Annotated in this window: 29 protein-coding genes; 28 read left to right on the forward strand and 1 reads right to left on the reverse strand. The window is 42.7% G+C overall.

Annotation, left to right across the window (positions count from 1 at the left end; genetic code table 11):
• The first annotated feature begins 17 nt into the window (after positions 1 to 17).
• The 7 genes from AB4513_RS09150 (at position 18) to AB4513_RS09180 (ending at position 4,325) form a co-directional block, all read left to right on the forward strand.
• Positions 18 to 482, forward strand: coding sequence for an ASCH domain-containing protein (locus AB4513_RS09150; protein ID WP_102258500.1), 465 nt, complete (start codon positions 18 to 20; stop codon positions 480 to 482).
• A gap of 95 nt (positions 483 to 577) precedes the next feature.
• On the forward strand, positions 578 to 1,522 hold the full coding sequence (locus AB4513_RS09155) for a D-2-hydroxyacid dehydrogenase family protein (protein WP_102258499.1): 945 nt from the start codon (positions 578 to 580) through the stop codon (positions 1,520 to 1,522).
• 39 nt (positions 1,523 to 1,561) lie between these two features.
• Positions 1,562 to 2,062: a GNAT family N-acetyltransferase gene (locus tag AB4513_RS09160; RefSeq protein ID WP_050634411.1), complete on the forward strand. Its 501-nt coding sequence runs from the start codon at positions 1,562 to 1,564 to the stop codon at positions 2,060 to 2,062.
• A 43-nt stretch (positions 2,063 to 2,105) separates the two neighbouring features.
• The gene (locus tag AB4513_RS09165) at positions 2,106 to 2,612 is read left to right on the forward strand and encodes an HAD family hydrolase (RefSeq protein ID WP_102258498.1); all 507 of its coding nucleotides are present in this window, start codon (positions 2,106 to 2,108) and stop codon (positions 2,610 to 2,612) included.
• Positions 2,605 to 3,201, forward strand: a complete 597-nt coding sequence (locus AB4513_RS09170; RefSeq protein ID WP_009846843.1) for a class I SAM-dependent methyltransferase — start codon at positions 2,605 to 2,607, stop codon at positions 3,199 to 3,201. Before AB4513_RS09165 ends, AB4513_RS09170 begins: the two co-directional genes overlap by 8 nt.
• Before the next feature lie 113 nt (positions 3,202 to 3,314).
• Complete coding sequence (locus tag AB4513_RS09175; RefSeq protein WP_009846842.1) at positions 3,315 to 3,695, forward strand: STAS/SEC14 domain-containing protein; 381 nt, start codon at positions 3,315 to 3,317, stop codon at positions 3,693 to 3,695.
• A gap of 228 nt (positions 3,696 to 3,923) precedes the next feature.
• Positions 3,924 to 4,325 carry an NUDIX domain-containing protein gene (locus AB4513_RS09180; RefSeq protein ID WP_009846841.1) on the forward strand — a complete coding sequence of 134 codons (402 nt, stop codon included), beginning with the start codon at positions 3,924 to 3,926 and terminating at the stop codon, positions 4,323 to 4,325.
• A 53-nt stretch (positions 4,326 to 4,378) separates the two neighbouring features.
• On the opposite strand, the gene AB4513_RS09185 is transcribed toward AB4513_RS09180, so the two are convergent.
• Positions 4,379 to 4,780 carry a YkgJ family cysteine cluster protein gene (locus tag AB4513_RS09185; protein WP_009846840.1) on the reverse strand — a complete coding sequence of 134 codons (402 nt, stop codon included), beginning with the start codon at positions 4,778 to 4,780 and terminating at the stop codon, positions 4,379 to 4,381.
• A gap of 209 nt (positions 4,781 to 4,989) precedes the next feature.
• Here AB4513_RS09185 and AB4513_RS09190 point away from each other — a divergent pair, with 209 nt between their 5' ends.
• The 21 genes from AB4513_RS09190 (at position 4,990) to AB4513_RS09290 (ending at position 17,054) form a co-directional block, all read left to right on the forward strand.
• The gene (locus AB4513_RS09190) at positions 4,990 to 5,151 is read left to right on the forward strand and encodes a hypothetical protein (protein WP_009846839.1); all 162 of its coding nucleotides are present in this window, start codon (positions 4,990 to 4,992) and stop codon (positions 5,149 to 5,151) included.
• Positions 5,151 to 5,849 carry a pseudouridine synthase gene (locus AB4513_RS09195; protein WP_009846838.1) on the forward strand — a complete coding sequence of 233 codons (699 nt, stop codon included), beginning with the start codon at positions 5,151 to 5,153 and terminating at the stop codon, positions 5,847 to 5,849. The genes AB4513_RS09190 and AB4513_RS09195 overlap by 1 nt, the downstream gene beginning before the upstream one ends.
• Positions 5,850 to 5,927: 78 nt before the next feature.
• Positions 5,928 to 6,302 (forward strand): VOC family protein, encoded by a 375-nt coding sequence (locus tag AB4513_RS09200; protein WP_017097421.1) that lies wholly within the window; start codon positions 5,928 to 5,930, stop codon positions 6,300 to 6,302.
• A 94-nt stretch (positions 6,303 to 6,396) separates the two neighbouring features.
• Positions 6,397 to 6,531 (forward strand): hypothetical protein, encoded by a 135-nt coding sequence (locus AB4513_RS09205; protein WP_009846836.1) that lies wholly within the window; start codon positions 6,397 to 6,399, stop codon positions 6,529 to 6,531.
• A gap of 78 nt (positions 6,532 to 6,609) precedes the next feature.
• Positions 6,610 to 7,023 carry a GFA family protein gene (locus AB4513_RS09210; protein WP_102258497.1) on the forward strand — a complete coding sequence of 138 codons (414 nt, stop codon included), beginning with the start codon at positions 6,610 to 6,612 and terminating at the stop codon, positions 7,021 to 7,023.
• A 311-nt stretch (positions 7,024 to 7,334) separates the two neighbouring features.
• Positions 7,335 to 8,081, forward strand: a complete 747-nt coding sequence (locus AB4513_RS09215) for a hypothetical protein (protein WP_017061792.1) — start codon at positions 7,335 to 7,337, stop codon at positions 8,079 to 8,081.
• A 118-nt stretch (positions 8,082 to 8,199) separates the two neighbouring features.
• On the forward strand, positions 8,200 to 9,060 hold the full coding sequence (locus AB4513_RS09220) for an NAD(P)-dependent oxidoreductase (RefSeq protein WP_102258496.1): 861 nt from the start codon (positions 8,200 to 8,202) through the stop codon (positions 9,058 to 9,060).
• A gap of 263 nt (positions 9,061 to 9,323) precedes the next feature.
• A complete protein-coding gene (locus AB4513_RS09225) occupies positions 9,324 to 9,956 on the forward strand; it encodes an RraA family protein (RefSeq protein WP_009846831.1) in 633 nt (210 codons plus the stop codon).
• Between the two features lie 62 nt (positions 9,957 to 10,018).
• Complete coding sequence (locus tag AB4513_RS09230; protein ID WP_009846830.1) at positions 10,019 to 10,507, forward strand: GNAT family N-acetyltransferase; 489 nt, start codon at positions 10,019 to 10,021, stop codon at positions 10,505 to 10,507.
• A gap of 18 nt (positions 10,508 to 10,525) precedes the next feature.
• The gene (locus AB4513_RS09235) at positions 10,526 to 11,371 is read left to right on the forward strand and encodes an MBL fold metallo-hydrolase (protein WP_009846829.1); all 846 of its coding nucleotides are present in this window, start codon (positions 10,526 to 10,528) and stop codon (positions 11,369 to 11,371) included.
• 56 nt (positions 11,372 to 11,427) lie between these two features.
• On the forward strand, positions 11,428 to 11,844 hold the full coding sequence (locus AB4513_RS09240; RefSeq protein ID WP_009846828.1) for an NUDIX hydrolase: 417 nt from the start codon (positions 11,428 to 11,430) through the stop codon (positions 11,842 to 11,844).
• Between the two features lie 25 nt (positions 11,845 to 11,869).
• Positions 11,870 to 12,307: an NUDIX pyrophosphatase gene (locus AB4513_RS09245; protein ID WP_009846827.1), complete on the forward strand. Its 438-nt coding sequence runs from the start codon at positions 11,870 to 11,872 to the stop codon at positions 12,305 to 12,307.
• 87 nt (positions 12,308 to 12,394) lie between these two features.
• Positions 12,395 to 12,802: a VOC family protein gene (locus AB4513_RS09250; RefSeq protein ID WP_009846826.1), complete on the forward strand. Its 408-nt coding sequence runs from the start codon at positions 12,395 to 12,397 to the stop codon at positions 12,800 to 12,802.
• A 77-nt stretch (positions 12,803 to 12,879) separates the two neighbouring features.
• Positions 12,880 to 13,314, forward strand: coding sequence for a GNAT family N-acetyltransferase (locus AB4513_RS09255; protein ID WP_017078753.1), 435 nt, complete (start codon positions 12,880 to 12,882; stop codon positions 13,312 to 13,314).
• An 89-nt stretch (positions 13,315 to 13,403) separates the two neighbouring features.
• Positions 13,404 to 13,760: a hypothetical protein gene (locus AB4513_RS09260; RefSeq protein ID WP_009846824.1), complete on the forward strand. Its 357-nt coding sequence runs from the start codon at positions 13,404 to 13,406 to the stop codon at positions 13,758 to 13,760.
• Positions 13,761 to 13,796: 36 nt separating this feature from the next.
• Positions 13,797 to 14,267, forward strand: coding sequence for a GNAT family N-acetyltransferase (locus tag AB4513_RS09265; protein ID WP_009846823.1), 471 nt, complete (start codon positions 13,797 to 13,799; stop codon positions 14,265 to 14,267).
• Positions 14,268 to 14,317: 50 nt separating this feature from the next.
• Complete coding sequence (locus AB4513_RS09270; protein WP_102258495.1) at positions 14,318 to 14,932, forward strand: LysE family translocator; 615 nt, start codon at positions 14,318 to 14,320, stop codon at positions 14,930 to 14,932.
• A gap of 110 nt (positions 14,933 to 15,042) precedes the next feature.
• Positions 15,043 to 15,459, forward strand: coding sequence for a VOC family protein (locus AB4513_RS09275; RefSeq protein ID WP_009846821.1), 417 nt, complete (start codon positions 15,043 to 15,045; stop codon positions 15,457 to 15,459).
• Positions 15,460 to 15,512: 53 nt separating this feature from the next.
• Positions 15,513 to 16,094, forward strand: a complete 582-nt coding sequence (locus AB4513_RS09280) for an HD domain-containing protein (RefSeq protein WP_009846820.1) — start codon at positions 15,513 to 15,515, stop codon at positions 16,092 to 16,094.
• Positions 16,095 to 16,215: 121 nt separating this feature from the next.
• Positions 16,216 to 16,608: a hypothetical protein gene (locus AB4513_RS09285; RefSeq protein WP_009846819.1), complete on the forward strand. Its 393-nt coding sequence runs from the start codon at positions 16,216 to 16,218 to the stop codon at positions 16,606 to 16,608.
• Between the two features lie 188 nt (positions 16,609 to 16,796).
• Entirely contained in the window at positions 16,797 to 17,054 is a 258-nt protein-coding gene (locus tag AB4513_RS09290; RefSeq protein WP_009846818.1) for a hypothetical protein, read from the forward strand.
• Positions 17,055 to 17,094 lie beyond the last annotated feature (40 nt).

Genomic DNA, 17,094 nt, shown 5'->3' on the forward strand with positions numbered 1-17,094 from the left:
TTGAATTTGGAAAAATCATGGAAGAACGAAGCAAAGCTTATCTCGAGAGCTACCTCAACACATTACCAGCAGACGTTGCCTCACAATACACCTCCTTTAGTACTGATTATTACTGCGCCGACGAATATAACGCCAACCTCTGTGCGCAACTGATACTAAAAGGTGAGAAGCAAGCATCTTGTAGCCTTGAATATTGGTATAGCCATGAAGGAGAAGCGATGCCTGTCGTGGGCCATTTGCAAGTCGTCACTGATTGGGATGGCATACCAGTTTGCATTGTAGAGATTACCTCGGTGTTATTGTGCAAATACAACGAAGTGACGGCTGAGTTTGCTGCCGCTGAAGGCGAGGGTGACAAAACACTAGAATGGTGGCGAGAAGCACACTGGAACTTCTTCTCTCGCGAATGTGAAGAGCTTAAGATCTCACCAAGTGAAGACATGCTACTTATGTTGGAGCGTTTCAAAGTGGTTTATCAATAGTGAAGTCCCAGCGAGTGATGTGTTGATTCGTTAGGCATGGCACTTAGGCTGCTTTTGACTAACGCCAGAAGATTAACATTCACAAGGAGAGTGATGTGAAAATAGCGATATTGGATGACTACCAGAACGTCGTTAAAGACCTCGATTGCTTCAACAAACTCGAACAACACGATGTCACGGTATTTACCCAGACTTATTCAGAGCAAGAGCTCGCCATTAAGTTAGTCTCGTTTGAAGCCATTGTGCTCATTCGTGAAAGAACCGAGATCACCGAATCTTTGTTATCGCAGCTCCCAAACCTCAAGCTGATTAGCCAGACGGGCAAAGTAAGTAACCATATCGACCCGCAAATGTGCGAACGATTTGGTGTTACCGTGTTAGAAGGCCGAGGCTCGCCAGTCGCACCCTCTGAATTATGCTGGGCGTTGATTATGGCTGCATCGCGCCACATTCCTACTTACGCGTCAAACCTTAAGCAAAACCAGTGGCAAGATTCAGGCTCGTTAGGGTTAGGTCGAACTTTGAAGGGCTTGAAGCTTGGTATTTGGGGTTACGGAAAAATCGGAAAATGCATTGCACAATATGCCCAAGTATTTGGGATGTCTGTCGTAGTGTGGGGCAGCCAAGCTTCACGTGATCAAGCACAAGCGGATGGATTAGAAGCAGCAACAACCAAACAAGACTTCTTCCGAGAAGTTGATGTGCTTTCTTTGCATTTGCGTTTGAATGATGTGACCAGAGGATGTGTTACGGCACACGACCTCAGCTTGATGAAGCCGAACTCACTGCTTGTGAACATCAGCCGCGCGGAGTTAGTCGAACCGATGGCTCTGTATCATGAACTACGCGAGGTACCGACCAAAACAGCCGCTATTGATGTGTTTGATTGTGAGCCCGTAACAACAGACACCGAACCGCTACTGTCCTTAACAAACGTCACAGCGACTCCACATTTGGGCTATGTTGAACAAAATAGCTACGAACTCTACTTCGATATCGCTTTCGACAACATTCTGTCCTATCAAAGAGATGGCATATAGCGATAGAATTTGCCGAAAGCAATAAAAAGGTAGAGAAGTATGAGCTTAACAATCAGAGAAGTCGCGGTACAAGATGCACAAGGCATTATTGATGTATTGAATCCAATCATTATCGAAGCGCGTTATACGATCTTGGATCAGACTTTTACTGTTGATGAAGAAAAGGCATTCATTGAGTCGTTCCCTGAGTGCGGTGTATTTAGCGTTGCAGTCAACGAGACGACAAGCCAGTTGCTTGGTTTTCAGAATGTAGAACCATTCGCTAGTTACACTAAGGCCTTTGACCACGTTGGTATTATTGGCACTTATGTTGATGCAAATAGCCGTGGGCAGGGCGTTGCCAAGCAGTTGTTTGGCTACACATTCAAATCAGCCAAAGCCAAAGGTTATGAAAAGCTGTTCGCCTATGTAAGAGCAGACAACGAGCGCGCGTTAGCGGTATACCTTAAGCAAGGTTTTGAAATTGTCGGAACGGCTAAGAAACACGGTAAGATTGGCGACCAGTACTTTGACGAGATCCTTATCGAGAAGTTTCTATAGGCTCGCTTGAACATTAGATAATTCATCGTATGCAGGAGGCAAGATGACAAAGCTAATCGAATTAACAGAAATAGTCTTATTCGACTGGGGCAATACGCTGATGGTCGATTTCCCAGACGCACAAGGGAAGATGTGTGACTGGGAAACGGTACAAGAAGTGAGTGGTGCTCGTGCATTACTGGCTGAACTCTCCAAAAATCATCAAGTCTACGTTGCCACCAATGCTGGTGATTCCAGTAAAGACGACATCATTCGTGCCTTTGAGCGCGTTGGCCTGTCTCAATCTATCTTGGGTTACTTTTGTAAGGCGAGCATTGGCTTTTCTAAGTTCGAGTCGGGGTTCTATCCTGCCATTATTTCTAAGCTCGGTGTTGTACCACAAGACATCACCATGGTTGGCGACACTCTAGAGAAAGACATTTACCCAGCACTTGAAGCGGGTTTGAAAGCGGTGTGGTTGAACACGGAAGGAGTTGAACTTAAGTCACAGCATCCACGTATCGTGCAAGTTCAAAGCCTAAGTGGACTGTTGGAGAAGCGCCATGGGTGAACATTCAGAGATCTGGCGTCAGTATTACCAAAAAGCACTAAGCAAACCTCATTTAAAGAGAACTGAATTCGCAATCAAACTGAATGAGTCAGGCTTAAATGTTGCGATTGATTGTGGTTGTGGAACAGGCAGTGACATCGCCTTTTTGGAGCAGCAAGCTTATCAAGTCTATGGTTTTGATATTAATCCTGATTCCATTGCTATATGTCGAGACAGATTTGGTCGCAAGCCTTTGGTCGATATATCTGAATGTGGATTTGAAAATTATGATTACCCGAAATCTGGCGTAGTGATTGCCAATTCGAGTCTGTTTTTTTCCGACCCCACCCGTTTTGATGAAATTTGGCAAAGGATTGAAAACAGCCTTGAAGTAGGCGGCGTGTTTGCTGGTGATTTCATGGGCGTGGATGACAGTTGGGCACATGGCTATCGAACCCCAACAACCCCATTAACGAAAGCCAAAGTCTTAAGTTTATTTAAGAGTTTTGAGGTAGTACGATTCAATGAACGGGACGAACAAGCACTCACCTCATTAGGTAGGATGAAACATTGGCACACTTACTCGGTCGTTGCGATTAAGCGTCGTTAAATGGTCAGTAACTAAAACTCGTTTGGATGCCTGTCCGTTTTGACGCAAGCCTCTCATCTCTTTGCTGTTTAATCTTCTAAGCTAATTTTAGTTTCCACTATGAGGGCTAGGTTATGAGTATCGAACGTCACGGAATATCGGTTGGAATTGAACGTGTTAGCGGTGCAACCATCGTTGTGTTTAAAGCGAAAGGCAAACTCACACACGATGACTATCAAGCAATGATGCCAATTTTAAATACCACGCTAGAAGAACTCGATTCATCTAAACTCAAGATGCTGGTCGACATCTCTACCTTAACGGGTTGGGAGTTGCGTGCTGCTTGGGATGATTTCAAACTGGGATTAGAGCTCAATTCGAAGATAGACAAAATCGCGATTTATGGTGACAAAAGCTGGCAAGAGTTTGCTTCAAAAGTCGGAAGCTGGTTTGTGTCTGGCGAGATCAAGTCATTCGAAGACCACGACTCTGCACTTACGTGGCTAGTCGATTGATTCCATGCACGGACAGCTCGAGAGCAATCCGTAAACAACGCTAATGACAGTTGATGAGCATTGTCTCGAACGCTGTCATTTTTCGTTTTGGTTATGATATTTCCTAATCGATTCAATAGAGTATATTCATTCCAGCGTGTAACATAGGTAGGCTTTGTTTGGTCGAGACTAGTAGCGCGGCCAGATTCAGTAATAACGAGAACTAAAACAGAAATAAGGTCTAACGACATGCATAAGGTAATTGATAAGCTGGCTTGGATATTCATCAAAGACGGCAAGCTGTTGATGGTGAGATCCAAAGGCAAAGAACTGTTCTACCTGCCGGGTGGTAAGCGTGAAGCTGGCGAAAGTGATGAGCAAGCACTGGTTCGCGAAATCAGAGAAGAGATCTCAGTTGATTTGGTGCGTGATTCCATCATATACGTCGAGACGTTTACAGGCCAAGCTGATGGCAAAGCGGAAGGCGTATCAGTGCAATTGACTTGTTATCTTGCTGATTATACTGGCGAACTGTCTCCAGATGCCGAAATCGAAGAACTTAAGTTTGTTGATGGCAACGACAGAGCGGTATGTTCGTTGGCAGCACTGGTTGCGCTTGATTGGTTAGAAGCGAACCAGTATTTGGCTTAAGGTTTTAGCTGCTATTAGCGAATGCTGAAGATTGATCTTCAAAAGATCATCGCTTACGAATAGCTTGAAGGGCGGCTGTCTTTCATCAACAGGTCGAGTTTCCTTTGAGCTTTCTTCGTGTCTTGTAAATCCACCACCTCAATCATTTCACACTCATCTCGTACCATCTCATTAATCAGGCTTGGATAGTGTCGGCAATCTTCTGGTCGGTCTAAGTAAATGCTGCATGTGTACTTGGCTTGAGGCTTGGTATCTTTCGTCGGAACCAGCTCCAGAAAAGGGCAGCGAGTTAAACGTTCACCAGATTCAGGGTCGAACCAGATCTCGCTTCCTCGAACATATTCAAAGATGTCTGGGTTGAACAACTCCCACAAATCGATCTCTTCTTGAGTCGCGGCAAGGTCGCCATCTCCGTATTTGATACAGCATTTTCCGCATTGATTACAATCTTTCATTATCGACTTCATAAGTTGGTGAGCTTTTATCATTTTACCACTGATAGGCGTGGCACGTTGACTTTGTTGTTCATGGTTAAGCCGTTACGGGGCGAGAACATGGAATGACGGCGCTTAAAATCAATTTATCTATGCACCACCACTCCAATCAAAGCTGTAAACAGTGATACAATTTGCGCATCTCACGTTATTCAAGCAAAGGCATCAAAATGAGAACCGTATACACCACCGAAGGCAACATTAACGCAAAGAAACAAAAAGAGGCTTACCCAAAGCTCGCTTTATGTGACAAGTGCGTTCGAGACTATGTGGTGATTGCTCAAGGTGAACGAACTTACAAGCCTTGTGCTAAATGTGGTGCCGACGATTAATGCGCCTTGATAAATACCTATGTAAAAGCACTGACCTAACCAAGCCTGAAGCGATTGAACGCATCCATAATGGCGAGGTGAACGTAAACAGTGAAACAGTTACTGATGAGTCAGCTCAGGTTCATGAAAGCAACACCATCTTGTTAAATGGCACGCCGCTTAAGTTGCGTGAATTTCGTTACCTCCTAATGCACAAGCCTGCGGGTACTATCTGCTCTAATATCGATGAAGTTTATCCTTCATTGTTTAACTACATCGAGATAGACAAAGCATCAGAACTGCACATAGCAGGGCGCTTAGATGCCGACACTACAGGCTTAGTCTTGATTACCGATGATGGGCGCTGGTCATTCAATATTACGCTGCCAACCAAGTCATGTAAGAAGGTGTACCGCGTGACATTGTCACGAGGTATCAAAGACGATGTCGCTGATAAGTTCAAAGCGGGCATTCAATTGCAGGGCGAACAAAAACCGACGCGTCCGGCAGAGCTCGAGGTGATTACCAGTAAACAAGTGCTGTTGACCATTACAGAAGGCAAGTTTCATCAAGTAAAACGAATGTTTGCTGCGGTCGGGAATCGAGTTGTTGGCCTACACCGTGAACAGATTGGTGACGTTCGTTTGGATGTTGAAGCAGGCCAGTGGCGTTATCTAACTAAAGCCGAAGTTGACTCATTTCAGCAAGACTCTGAATAAGAGCTCTGAATAAACGCCGTAACCACTTAAAGCGTTAAGCGTGTCAGCACAAGAATATCAACACTATAAGGATGTAGGATGGAAAACCTCAAAGTCTCAGAAATTAAGTCTTTCGTACCCGCGAAAGACTTCGATTTATCCAAGCGCTTTTACCAGTCAATCGGCTTCGAAGTGATGTCTGAATTTCACGATATCGCCTATCTACGACACGGCGGTTGTGCGTTCCTTCTGCAAAACTTTTATGAACCTGCGCACTGTCACAATTACATGATGCACTTGCTGGTTGAAGACGTAAAAAGTTGGTATCAACACATCCAGAACTCTAATGTAGTGTCGGAATTTGAAGTTACCGTTTCCGAGGTTGTTGAACAGCCTTGGGGAATGCTTGAGTTTTGTATCACTGACCCAAGTGGTGTGCTGTGGCGTGTGGCTGAAAACATCAGGCCGCGTTAATTCATCCAACTTGCATTGATAGTATGTCTAGGTTCACGGTGCTTTTCTGTCCTATTTGCTAGAGTGACAATTTAATGAGCATGGAGGTTTTGTAATGGGAACTGTAATCGGTTTGGTGATTCTAGCTGCTATAGATTTGTATCTTGTTCGTAAAACAGGGCTTCATATTCATAAATGGATCTCTAAAAAGTATGCCGCGTATCTGTCGGATAAGGGAAACAAAAAATAGCCTTTTCTTATTAAGTCATCGGTATAAAAAACGTTATCTGCTATTCATTTTACACACATTGCAAAGATTGGAGGATTCATGAAAGGTAAAGGAAAGTGCCTATGTGGCTCGGTTGAGTTGGAAGTAGAGTACGCCAGTAATGAATTGGGGGCTTGTCATTGTAGTATGTGTAGAAATTGGTCTGGCGGTCCGATGTTAGTCATTGATTGCGCTGACTCAGTTAAAATATCAGGTGAATCAAATGTAGTGAGATATAAGTCATCCGAGTGGGCTGAGAGAGGGTTCTGCGGTAAATGTGGTACTCACTTGTTTTACTTTTTGGTGCCGAATAATCAGTATCACCTTCCTGTCGGTTTATTGATGTCTGGGGATGACTACAAATTAACTCATCAGATATTTATCGATGAAAAGCCCGCATACTACGAATTTAAAAATGAAACACAAAATATGACTGGTGCAGAAGTATTTGCCCACTTTGAAAGTGGAGAGTAGCACTTAGTTTTTGTTGGCTTAAGACTAATTCCCAACACTCTGCATTTCCAGCTCGAATTAACTTTAGTGTTTTCGGTACAATGGTTGAGGTGAGGTGGTTGCCATGTCAACCACTTAAAGCGGCGATAACTCGTCTATCCAATGATGCCTATCCGAATGAACCATGTTCTCTTACAAGTATAGCTCACCATTTTTGGCATCAACTATGTACGGTTTTTGACTGGTTAAAAGAGTTACTTAATGTTGGTAATTACTTAGGTTACTATTTAGCTCAGTATTGATTTGATATACAAAATTTTTGGACGAAGGTTATGAGAAAAATAATATTAAACATTGTCTTACTATCGGTGTTTGTTGCGTCTTTATTTCTAACAATTTCATCAGCAATAGACATTTCAAAAGAAGTGACAGTAAAGCTCCATGAGTTTGATTGGAGTGGTGTCTCCGGTGTAATGGACATGGTCATGGTTATTTTAACTTTCGTCTTACTGGTTGGACTGAAACAAGGTTCGAAATCTATTGAGGAATCGACCCGAAGTCGTAACGCCGAATTGTTGAATTGGGCGATGGAAGAGATGTCAGCATTAAAACCTGCGATTAGGTTGGTGACAGACGCTCACAAAAGAGAGCCTTATAGTCAGGTAACTAGTGACGTTAGTGTGGATTATGTATCGACATGGAGCAAAGAAGAATTACAAGCAGCTCAAGCTGTAAGTGTCGCGTTGCAGAGAATGGGGTACTTTGCTACTCATGATTTGGTATCAAAAAAGCATTTTCTGAATCTTTGGGGGCCTTTATATCTATCATGTTGGTACTCACTCGAAGGTTGGGTTAAACATAAGCGACTTCAACTTGATGAACCTTTTGATATCGCTGATGGTGCATACTCGAGGCTGTACTTTGAAAAATACGCCATGTACTGTGAAGAAAAGTTACCGCCTTTGTTATTGAATAATACAAGAAAGCAGTTTGGCTTAGAGCCAATGGTTCAACCCAAAGCCCACATTAAGTTGGGCATAAAATTGAAAGCAAGGCTCACAGAAAAGGTTGATATCTAACTACTCACCACACAATACTTTTTGGAATCAAAGGGGCTTGTTAGCTTGATCAACACATAAATGCTAAGAGTGTATTGGCTGATCGTATATTGAAGAATGTTTCTTCAAAGGGAGATGCATGTCATTGGTTATGTGTAATGGACAGAATAAGGGAATAACGAAAGTATTAATTGCGGGGGCTAGTGGATACATTGGTCGTCACGTTACATCGCTATTCACAAAAAGTGGCTTTGAAGTTTTTACATACGGTAGAGACAAAGTCGTCACACCTCCTATAGTTGGGTTAATAGAAGATAGAGCTGACTTTGAAGGCTTCTTTGACGTGGTTGTGAATTGTGCGCGTCCACATTGGTCACAATTCTCCGCACATGAAATAGCCGATGTGGAGCAGAAATTGCTCTCTGAGTTAGACCTACTTGCCGCTAAAGGCGCAACAAAGATACATACATCAGGTGTTTGGCTTTTTGGCAACGCATCTAGCGCTGATTTGAGACAGTTTAGACTGAAACCCTTAGACGCCGTTAGATTAGACGTAGAAACGATACATAGCGCTATTAGAAACAGGTGGCACGTCGTCTACTGTCCTAGTTTGGTTTATGGCGGTGAGGATTGTCAGCTAAAACGAATTGTAGAATCTTTCGCTAGCCAAACGATTCAAGTAGGTGTGCCGTCTATAGGCTATAACCAATATGTTCATGTCTACGACATTGCGAAGTTCTATCTACTTTTGGCGCAAGGCCGAACCTTAGAAAAGCAGCATTTTATTGCTGAGACGCAAGGCTATAGTCCTGCAGAGTTCGCTCGACTCTTACTAGCTGCAAAAGCTGTAACAAAAGTAAGAAAGATCCGTTGGGAAGAGTTTGAGTCAGAAAATGGCTCTATGGCCGTTGGTATTGAACAACTGAATCTAAAATTACCAATTAGTTCTTCGTTTGAGGCTACTGAGTCAATTAGTGAATATATTGAAAATTACATATAGTTGAGTGCTTATTTCTAATTACCAACCCTAGTTACTTTTAGTTGAGTTTAGTCTCTCCGGCGTCTGTACTTAAGTTAATCGGTAGCGTCACAATAATTTCCTTTCGTAACAGATATGAAGCTACCGAGTCGCAGGAATAGATCTTTTTGTAGAGCTGAGTCCGAGGTCAACGTTATCTTTGAGTTAGCTCTATATCATTGAATGACAAGCGTGCGTCACACCTTTGTTTGGCGTGAGGATTAGTTCAAACATGGAGTGAAAATATGAAGTCAGACTTTTCAAAACTTGCGACAACCGATTACGGAAACATACTGAGTAACGACCACTTTATTAATTTTAGTATTGGTCCTCTTTGGCAGGGAATGCCACGAATTTGTGGAGAAGCGTTTACTGTCCAGTTAACGTCTGGTGATAATTTAATGCTTCATTCAGCCATATACGAAGCACCTGAAGGTTCCATCATTGTAGTGGATGGAGTTGATAGCGAATATGCAGTAGCTGGTGGTAATGTATGCGCAGTCGCGAAGAGTCGAGGTATCAAAGGCTTTATTATTGATGGTGTCATTCGAGATTTGACTGAAATTTCAGATATGAAGTTTCCAGTTTTTGCGAAAGGTGTTCATCCAGTACCGGGAAAGAAAGAGATCTATTCTGAATTGGGCGCTCCGATCACTTGCGGGGGAGCAAAGGTCTCTACGGGAGATATCATTGTTGCTGATGCAGAGGGTATTGTCGTTATTCCTAAATCAAAGAAAGACGAAGTGTTTTTAATGGCTTCAAAGAAAGCAAGTGACGAAGCTTCATTAACACTCGCTGAGTGGGAAACGAGTCATAGGGCTAAAATAGCGCAAGCAATAACGTCTGCGAAACAAAACTTAAGTAGTGCTACAAGTTGATTTGTAACGCGTGGCATTTTCATCAATTAACAGGCGTTAGGCGACAACGAATAAATTCATCCATGGAGAAGAGAGTGATCGTACGGACTGCGACGAAAGAAGACTCAAGTGTCTTGTTAGAGTTTATTGAACAAAAAGCTGACTTTGACCGGAGTATGAAAGGGTTTAGTGGCGAAATCTCGACAACTATAGAGAAAATCGAACGCACATTATTTGGTGATTACGCATTTGCCCATTCATTAATATTGGAACGGAATTGTGAGCATTTTGGCTTCGCACTGTATCACTATCGATATTCATCCTTCAGTGGAGAGTCATCAATCTGGCTTGACGACCTATTGGTTACAGGAAATCAAAGATCAAAAGGGTATGGCCGTGAACTTATGTTGGCTTTAAAGTCACAAGCGGAGTCATCATATGCCTCTCACATCTCATGGACGGCAAGTCCACATAATAAGAAAGCGCATGATTTCTACAAAAGGTTGGGTGCAGAGGTTGAGCGAATGGATGGTCAAAGACCTTATTTCCGTTGGACAATGTCCGACTCGTGATCACATAAAAAGAGAACTATGAAAATAACGACGCTGGTTGATAACTCTCGACTGGATAATAGGAAAGATTTAGCCGTTGAGCGCGGACTATCACTGCATATTGAAACTGAATCGCTAAAGATCTTGTTCGATATGGGAAGTGGCGATACGTTTTGTCAAAACGCACCATTACTGGGTATTGATATCAAAGATGTAGACCTCGCTGTCATATCACACAGGCATCATGATCATTGTAGTGGCACCGCTGATTTTGTTGCTCATAACTCTAAAGGCAAAGTGTTTCTGAAAAATTGTGAACAGAAAAACTACCATTTTCGGGCTTTCGGTTTTAAAAGTGATGTCGGGATCAATCCGGACTTACTAGAAAACAGCAACGAGCGGTTAGTCTTCGTTAATCGTACGACTGAGATCGCTCCAAATGTCTTTGCTATCACAGATATTAGCGTGAAACACGAACAACCTAAGGGTAATAAATACCTTTATACACAGTCTAAGAATCGACGGGAGCGCGACTCATTTGATCATGAATTACTGTTAGTGGTTAAAGAGCCAGATGGTTTAGTTATATTCACGGGATGTGCGCATAGTGGCGTTCTTAATATGGTTGATACAGCGGTTACTCTGTTCCCAGGAGAGAGAATAAAAGCGGTTGTCGGGGGCTTCCATTTAGTGGGCTTACCATTGTTCAATAGTATTGGTGGCACAAAGCAAGACATTAGAGATCTTGGATTGACGTTGTCTCAATACCCCATTGATAAACTGTATACAGGGCACTGCACAGGCAAGAAAGCTTATGGCCTGTTGAAAGAAGTATTAGGTAAGCGTCTTGAGGCAATGCCGACAGGTCGATGTATTCATGTGTAACGTTGGTCAAACCTTAGATGTACGTTTGTCTTTTGGTAAGAATTAAGGAGTTTTAAGTGAGTCAGGAAGTAAGAGTAGGTGTCGCTGCGGTTATTCTACGTGAAGGACGAGTACTACTTGGAGAACGAATTGGTTCTCATGGGGCTCATACGTGGGCAACGCCTGGCGGACACCTTGAGTGGGGTGAAAGTATCGAAGAGTGTGCCAAACGCGAAACACTCGAAGAGACTGGCTTAGTTGTTAGTGCATTTGAGAAGCTGACTTTTACCAATGATATTTTTGAGAAAGAGAACAAGCACTACATAACGCTGTTTGTTGTTGCTTCTGACGCTAGCGGCGAACCAGAGATAACAGAACCTGATAAATGTAAGCAATGGAAATGGTTTAAGCTAGATGAGTTACCTGAGCCATTGTTTCTTCCTCTGACGAATCTGTTGAGCGATCCGGTCGTCCTTGGGAAGCTGGCGCAGTAAACGCGAATGATTGGAGGGCAAATCAATGAGAGCACCTTTTCAAGTTTTAGTCTTTCCCTACAAAACAGTCGACACCAAACCTCGGTTTTTAATCGTACGCAGAAGTGACAATAGTGTATGGCAGGCAATATCCGGTGGTGGCGAAAATGATGAATCAATTCTTGAAGCAGCAAAACGAGAGCTTTCTGAAGAAACTCAGTTAGCCGGTGATAACTGGCAGCAGCTTGATTCAATGTGCATGCTTCCAAAAGTCTTTTATGCAGGGAATCACAATTGGACTGAGCATCCATTCGTCATTCCTGAGCATTCCTTCTCAGTTAAAGTCACAGAAGATCCTGAACTATCAAGTGAACACACAGATTACCGTTGGTGCGACTACCAAGAAGCTATTGAACTTCTAACATATGACTCAAACAGAAACGCGCTTTGGGAGATTAACGAAAGGCTTTATAAAGCTAGCTAAAGTACACAGATTAATTAACTCTATATTAGAGTGGAAATCCTGATTAGATTCTTACTAATCTCTCGCTATTTAGTGAATAGGTAAATCATGACATTACGAGTAGTTCCTGAGCTTTATTGTTTCGATATTAATGTGAGCCAATCCTTCTTTGTCGATGTGTTGGGATTTGAAGTGAAATACGAGCGCCCAGATGAAGAGTTTGTTTATCTAACGCTTGATGGTGTTGATGTGATGCTTGAAGGGATTGCGGGCAAAAGTCGAAAATGGCTTTCAGGTGACCTGGAATTTCCTTTAGGGCGTGGCGTTAACTTTCAATGGGATGTTATCGATATCGAACCACTTTATCAGAGAGTTAACGAAAGCGCCGCTGATTCTATTTACTTAGCGTTAGAGTCGAAGTCTTATCAATGTGGGGGTTCGATCGCGACTCAGAAGCAGTTCATCGTTCAAACTCCTGACGGTTATCTCTTTAGGTTCTGCCAAGATATTCGTTAACACATAAGTATTATTAGCTACTCATTTATTACGAGAAACACGGCTAACTAAGTACCCGTATAAATAAGGAGAGTAGAGTGGTCAACATTCGGGAAATGGCAATTTCAGACTACGACTCAGTGATCGCGTTGTGGTGCCAGACAGAAGGCATGAGTATTCGCGATGCCGATTCGAAAGAAAGCATTGCGAGCTATTTAGATCGTAACCCTGGTCTGAGTTTTGTGGCTGAAAGTAACAACGAGATCATTGGCGCTGTGTTAGTAGGAACGGATGGACGTCGTGGGTATTTACAACATTTAGCTGTCTCGGCCAACTTTAGAGGACAAAAGTTAGGTTGTAAGCTTGTCGCAGAGGCGGTCAACGCACTTGCAGGGTTAGGCATCCCGAAGACCCACTTGTTTGTCTATAACGACAACATCAACGCTCAACAGTTTTACGAAAAATTGGGCTGGTTTCCTCGAGATGAAGTTCGAATGTACTCGTTTAATAGCTCGGATAATAGTAACGTTTAGCCTTAAAGGTTAGTGTTGGCTGAGCGTTAATTTGTAACAGGTTCGCGCGCATCTTCCCAATATCAAAACAATCCTTGGAGTATTTAGAAATGTTGTTTTTTAGTCTGTCTAAACCATTGATTCAAGGCTCCGAGTTGTGTTCTGAGCTGCTCAATTTCTTAACCGAGCATAAGAGTGATTTCGAAGAAAAGTTAATCCCAGACCTGTCATACATCGATGATATGGCACACGTGGTGGACGGTATTAAAATCAAAGACGTTCTACACATCAATGCGAATCAATACCGCCTTCAATATTCGTTTGATTGGGAGCTGTTTCTAGGTTGTTCAGATAGGAACGAAACTGGTGTCGAGAATGGAAGCGTTCTATTCACACTTGAGGATGATAACGTTCTTAATATCAACTTCCCAAACTACGGTTCTCGAGACACTAGCGATGAGCTCTAGTCGGTTTTTCGTGCGTGTTATACAGAAGGAACAACAATGATAACTATTGAAAGGCTTCAAGAATCACATGTGGCGTTAGTTCAGGCCATCCAACTCGCCGATGAACAGGTTAAGTTCGCTGGTACAGCTGCAGAGTTTTTATTAGACGGCAGTGAAACGACGCACTTGCACGTGATTAAGTCTGATAACGAAGTTGTTGGTTTCTTTAAGCTGGATATCGCTTACGCAGAGCACTACGAATTCTGCCCTGAAGGAAGTATTGGCTTAAGAGCTTTTGTGCTTGATAAAAACCAGCAAGGTAAAGGTTTAGGAACGGGCACGGTCAAAGCTTTGTTTCCATATTTAAAAGCGAATTACTCAGCGTATGAGTTGATTTACTTAACCGTGAATTGCAAAAATCCCGCAGCATTCAACTGTTATAACAAAGGCGGCTTCGAAGATACCAATGAACAGTATTTAGGTGGCGCAGCAGGCCCGCAATTTATCATGCGCGGTCAAATCGCTTAGTTACATGAAACAGGTTAATTGTCGAACGACAAACGATCTAGGGAGGGATTATGTCAATTACATCAGGAATAGCTCTATTTGTTGCGATGTTACTATCTGCAGCCATACCGGGCCCCAGCGTTCTCGCAGTTCTGTCGAGGTCTCTAAGCCTTGGTTGGAAACAAGGCTTGTTAGTGGTGCTTGGCGTACTAATCGCGGATTACATTTTTATATTCTTAGCTTTGTCTGGTTTATCGGCTTTAGCTAGCGCAATGGGTGAATTTGCTACGGTAATTAAATATGTAGGCGTTGCCTATTTGTTTTGGTTGGCTTACACAACATGGACGTCAGATGTTAGTGAATCATCGAGTACATCTTCGGAGCAAGGAATGAAAGCTTCAAGCGTGATTATCGGGTTATTGATGACAGTTTCAAACCCAAAGGCGATTTTGTTTTACATGGGTTTCTTTCCCGCATTCATAGACCTAAAAACATTTACCACAACAGATGTGATGATGATTTTGGTGATTTCAACTGTAGCTGTAGGTGGAGTATTGAGTCTCTATGCTTGCACTGCCTCTAAAGCTCGTTTTGTATTTCAAGGGCGCTCAGCAAAGATGCTATTGAACAGGTTATCAGGTGGCTTTTTGGCGACTTGCGGTGCTTTGTTAGCAACTAAAACATGAGTACTCTTAGGACTGTTTTAACCATAACACCAAACTAAGTGTTAACACCTAGTGTCTTTGCCTGCTTCATGGCATCATTCCACGCAGCTAAAACCCCAACAAGGTATGTTATGAAACAGAATATTGTCCACATTGCACTCGTGGTAAAAGACTACGATGAAGCGCTTGATTTTTATGTAAACAAGCTTAAGTTTGATCTCATCGAAGACACGTATTTACCAGAAGAAGATAAACGCTGGGTTGTTGTTGCTCCACCAAATTCAACCGGTGTGAGCCTGTTACTTGCTAGAGCTTCCAAGCCAGAGCAACACGATTTCATCGGTAACCAAGCTGGTGGACGCGTATTCCTATTCTTAAACACCGATGACTTCTGGCGTGATTACGAACGCATGACGTCTTTGGGCATTAACTTTGTCCGAGAGCCTAAAGAGCAAGGTTACGGTACCGTTGCTGTGTTTGAAGATCTTTACGGTAACTTGTGGGATCTGCTTCAGTTAAACCCTGAACACCCTATGGCTAACAGGTAAATAAGCTAAGGCTCATTCGTGTGTTGCTCAAGCTCAATTAAAGGAAGCTCATCGTGGAAGAAATCAAAGGCATTCTGCAATTCATGGTCGAGATTGAACAATTAAAGGATGTTCATCGACAGACAAAACCGGTTGGATTGGATCGATATGAAAACTCCGCTGAGCACAGTTGGCAGGTCTGTTTGAGCGCTCTTATGTTGAAAGACTATGCCAATGAACAAATCGATATTACGCGAGTGATGAAGATGTTACTGATACATGACCTTGGGGAAATCGATGCAGGAGACACCATCATTTATGCCAGTGAAACCGAAGAAAACAAACTCAAAGAGAGAAACTGTGTTGAGCGCTTGCTGAAATCATTGCCAAGCCATTTAAGAACCGAGTATTTGGATTTATGGCTTGAGTTCGAAGCGGGTGAGTCACCGGAAGCCAGATTTGGTAAGGCGATCGATAGAGTGCCACCTTTGCTTCATAACATCCATGGTGATGGTCACAGCTGGAAGAAGCACAACATATCCAAAGACAAAGTACTGACCTTTAATGGCGAGCGTATTTCTAAAGGCAGTCGTGCTCTATGGAAAGAACTAGAAGTGCAGCTTGAAGGTGCTGCGGACAAAGGGCTATTAAAGTAAAAGTTAGCTATCTTGCCAAGTAATGGCAAACAAGTTTTACCTAACAAAGTTTAAATTAAACCCGGGAATTCATAGTGTTACTTCAGAGTAGCAAGCCCATTGTTGAAGGAATAAGAACCACATGAAAACCACTGCTTTAGCTGTATTGTTACTTGGCGTTTCCGGTTGTGTATTTGCAACCGATAACAATATTGAAGCTATCGATTACCAAGTGTCGATCACTGTCGAGGATTCTGAATCAAAACTCAACTTCCCAACCTTTAAGTTCGACTCTTTCGGACAGGAAGTCTCATCTCAAACTGAAGAATGCGTTTATTCGGGTGTTCTTTCTAAGCATGAAGCTAACGCTATTCTACTGGAAGCCAAAATGTCATGCGATTATGAAAATGGAGAGTCTAGCGGACAGATGCCTGTTTTTATTCTTGATAAAGAGGGTGGGGAAGCAAGTATCGAGCTCGGAGAAGATGAAGCAAACCTGTGGAAATACACGGTTCTAATTAAAGCGCTTAACTAAATTTCAAACGATACACGGTTACTCTTTTTGTTCTGCGCAATGCCAATAAAAGTAGATACATGGCACATGGTATTATCTCGTGTCTCATTTCTTTCTAATAAAACTCTAAAGGACAACAATGAGTTCGAGAACCGAGTGATAAGTTGTTAGTATTCGTCAACTTTATAAATGCTAGATGGCTTATATAAATACTTGATAATAAATATATTAAACACCCTTATCACTGTGAGCAGTGCAACGCACTTACCCCGCACCTTGCTGTTAACGCTTCCGATGCTCAATCTAAAGCGGAAGCGGAATCTGAAAAGAAACAATGGAAACTAGGCGTGTTGATGGAGTACCTGATGACGTTATTGTTTAAAGGTGACCATAATGTTCCCGGTTTTTATGTCGACAGTGATTACGAATACCAGTGTGAAAAGTGTGGGACTAAGTCGTGGCACTGATCATGTGTTTAGCTTTTGAAACAATTCCTATCTCAACTGC

The sequence above is a fragment of the Vibrio sp. 10N.222.54.E6 genome, assembly GCF_041473955.1.
In the GTDB taxonomy this organism is placed as follows: Bacteria; Pseudomonadota; Gammaproteobacteria; order Enterobacterales; family Vibrionaceae; genus Vibrio; species Vibrio tasmaniensis_A.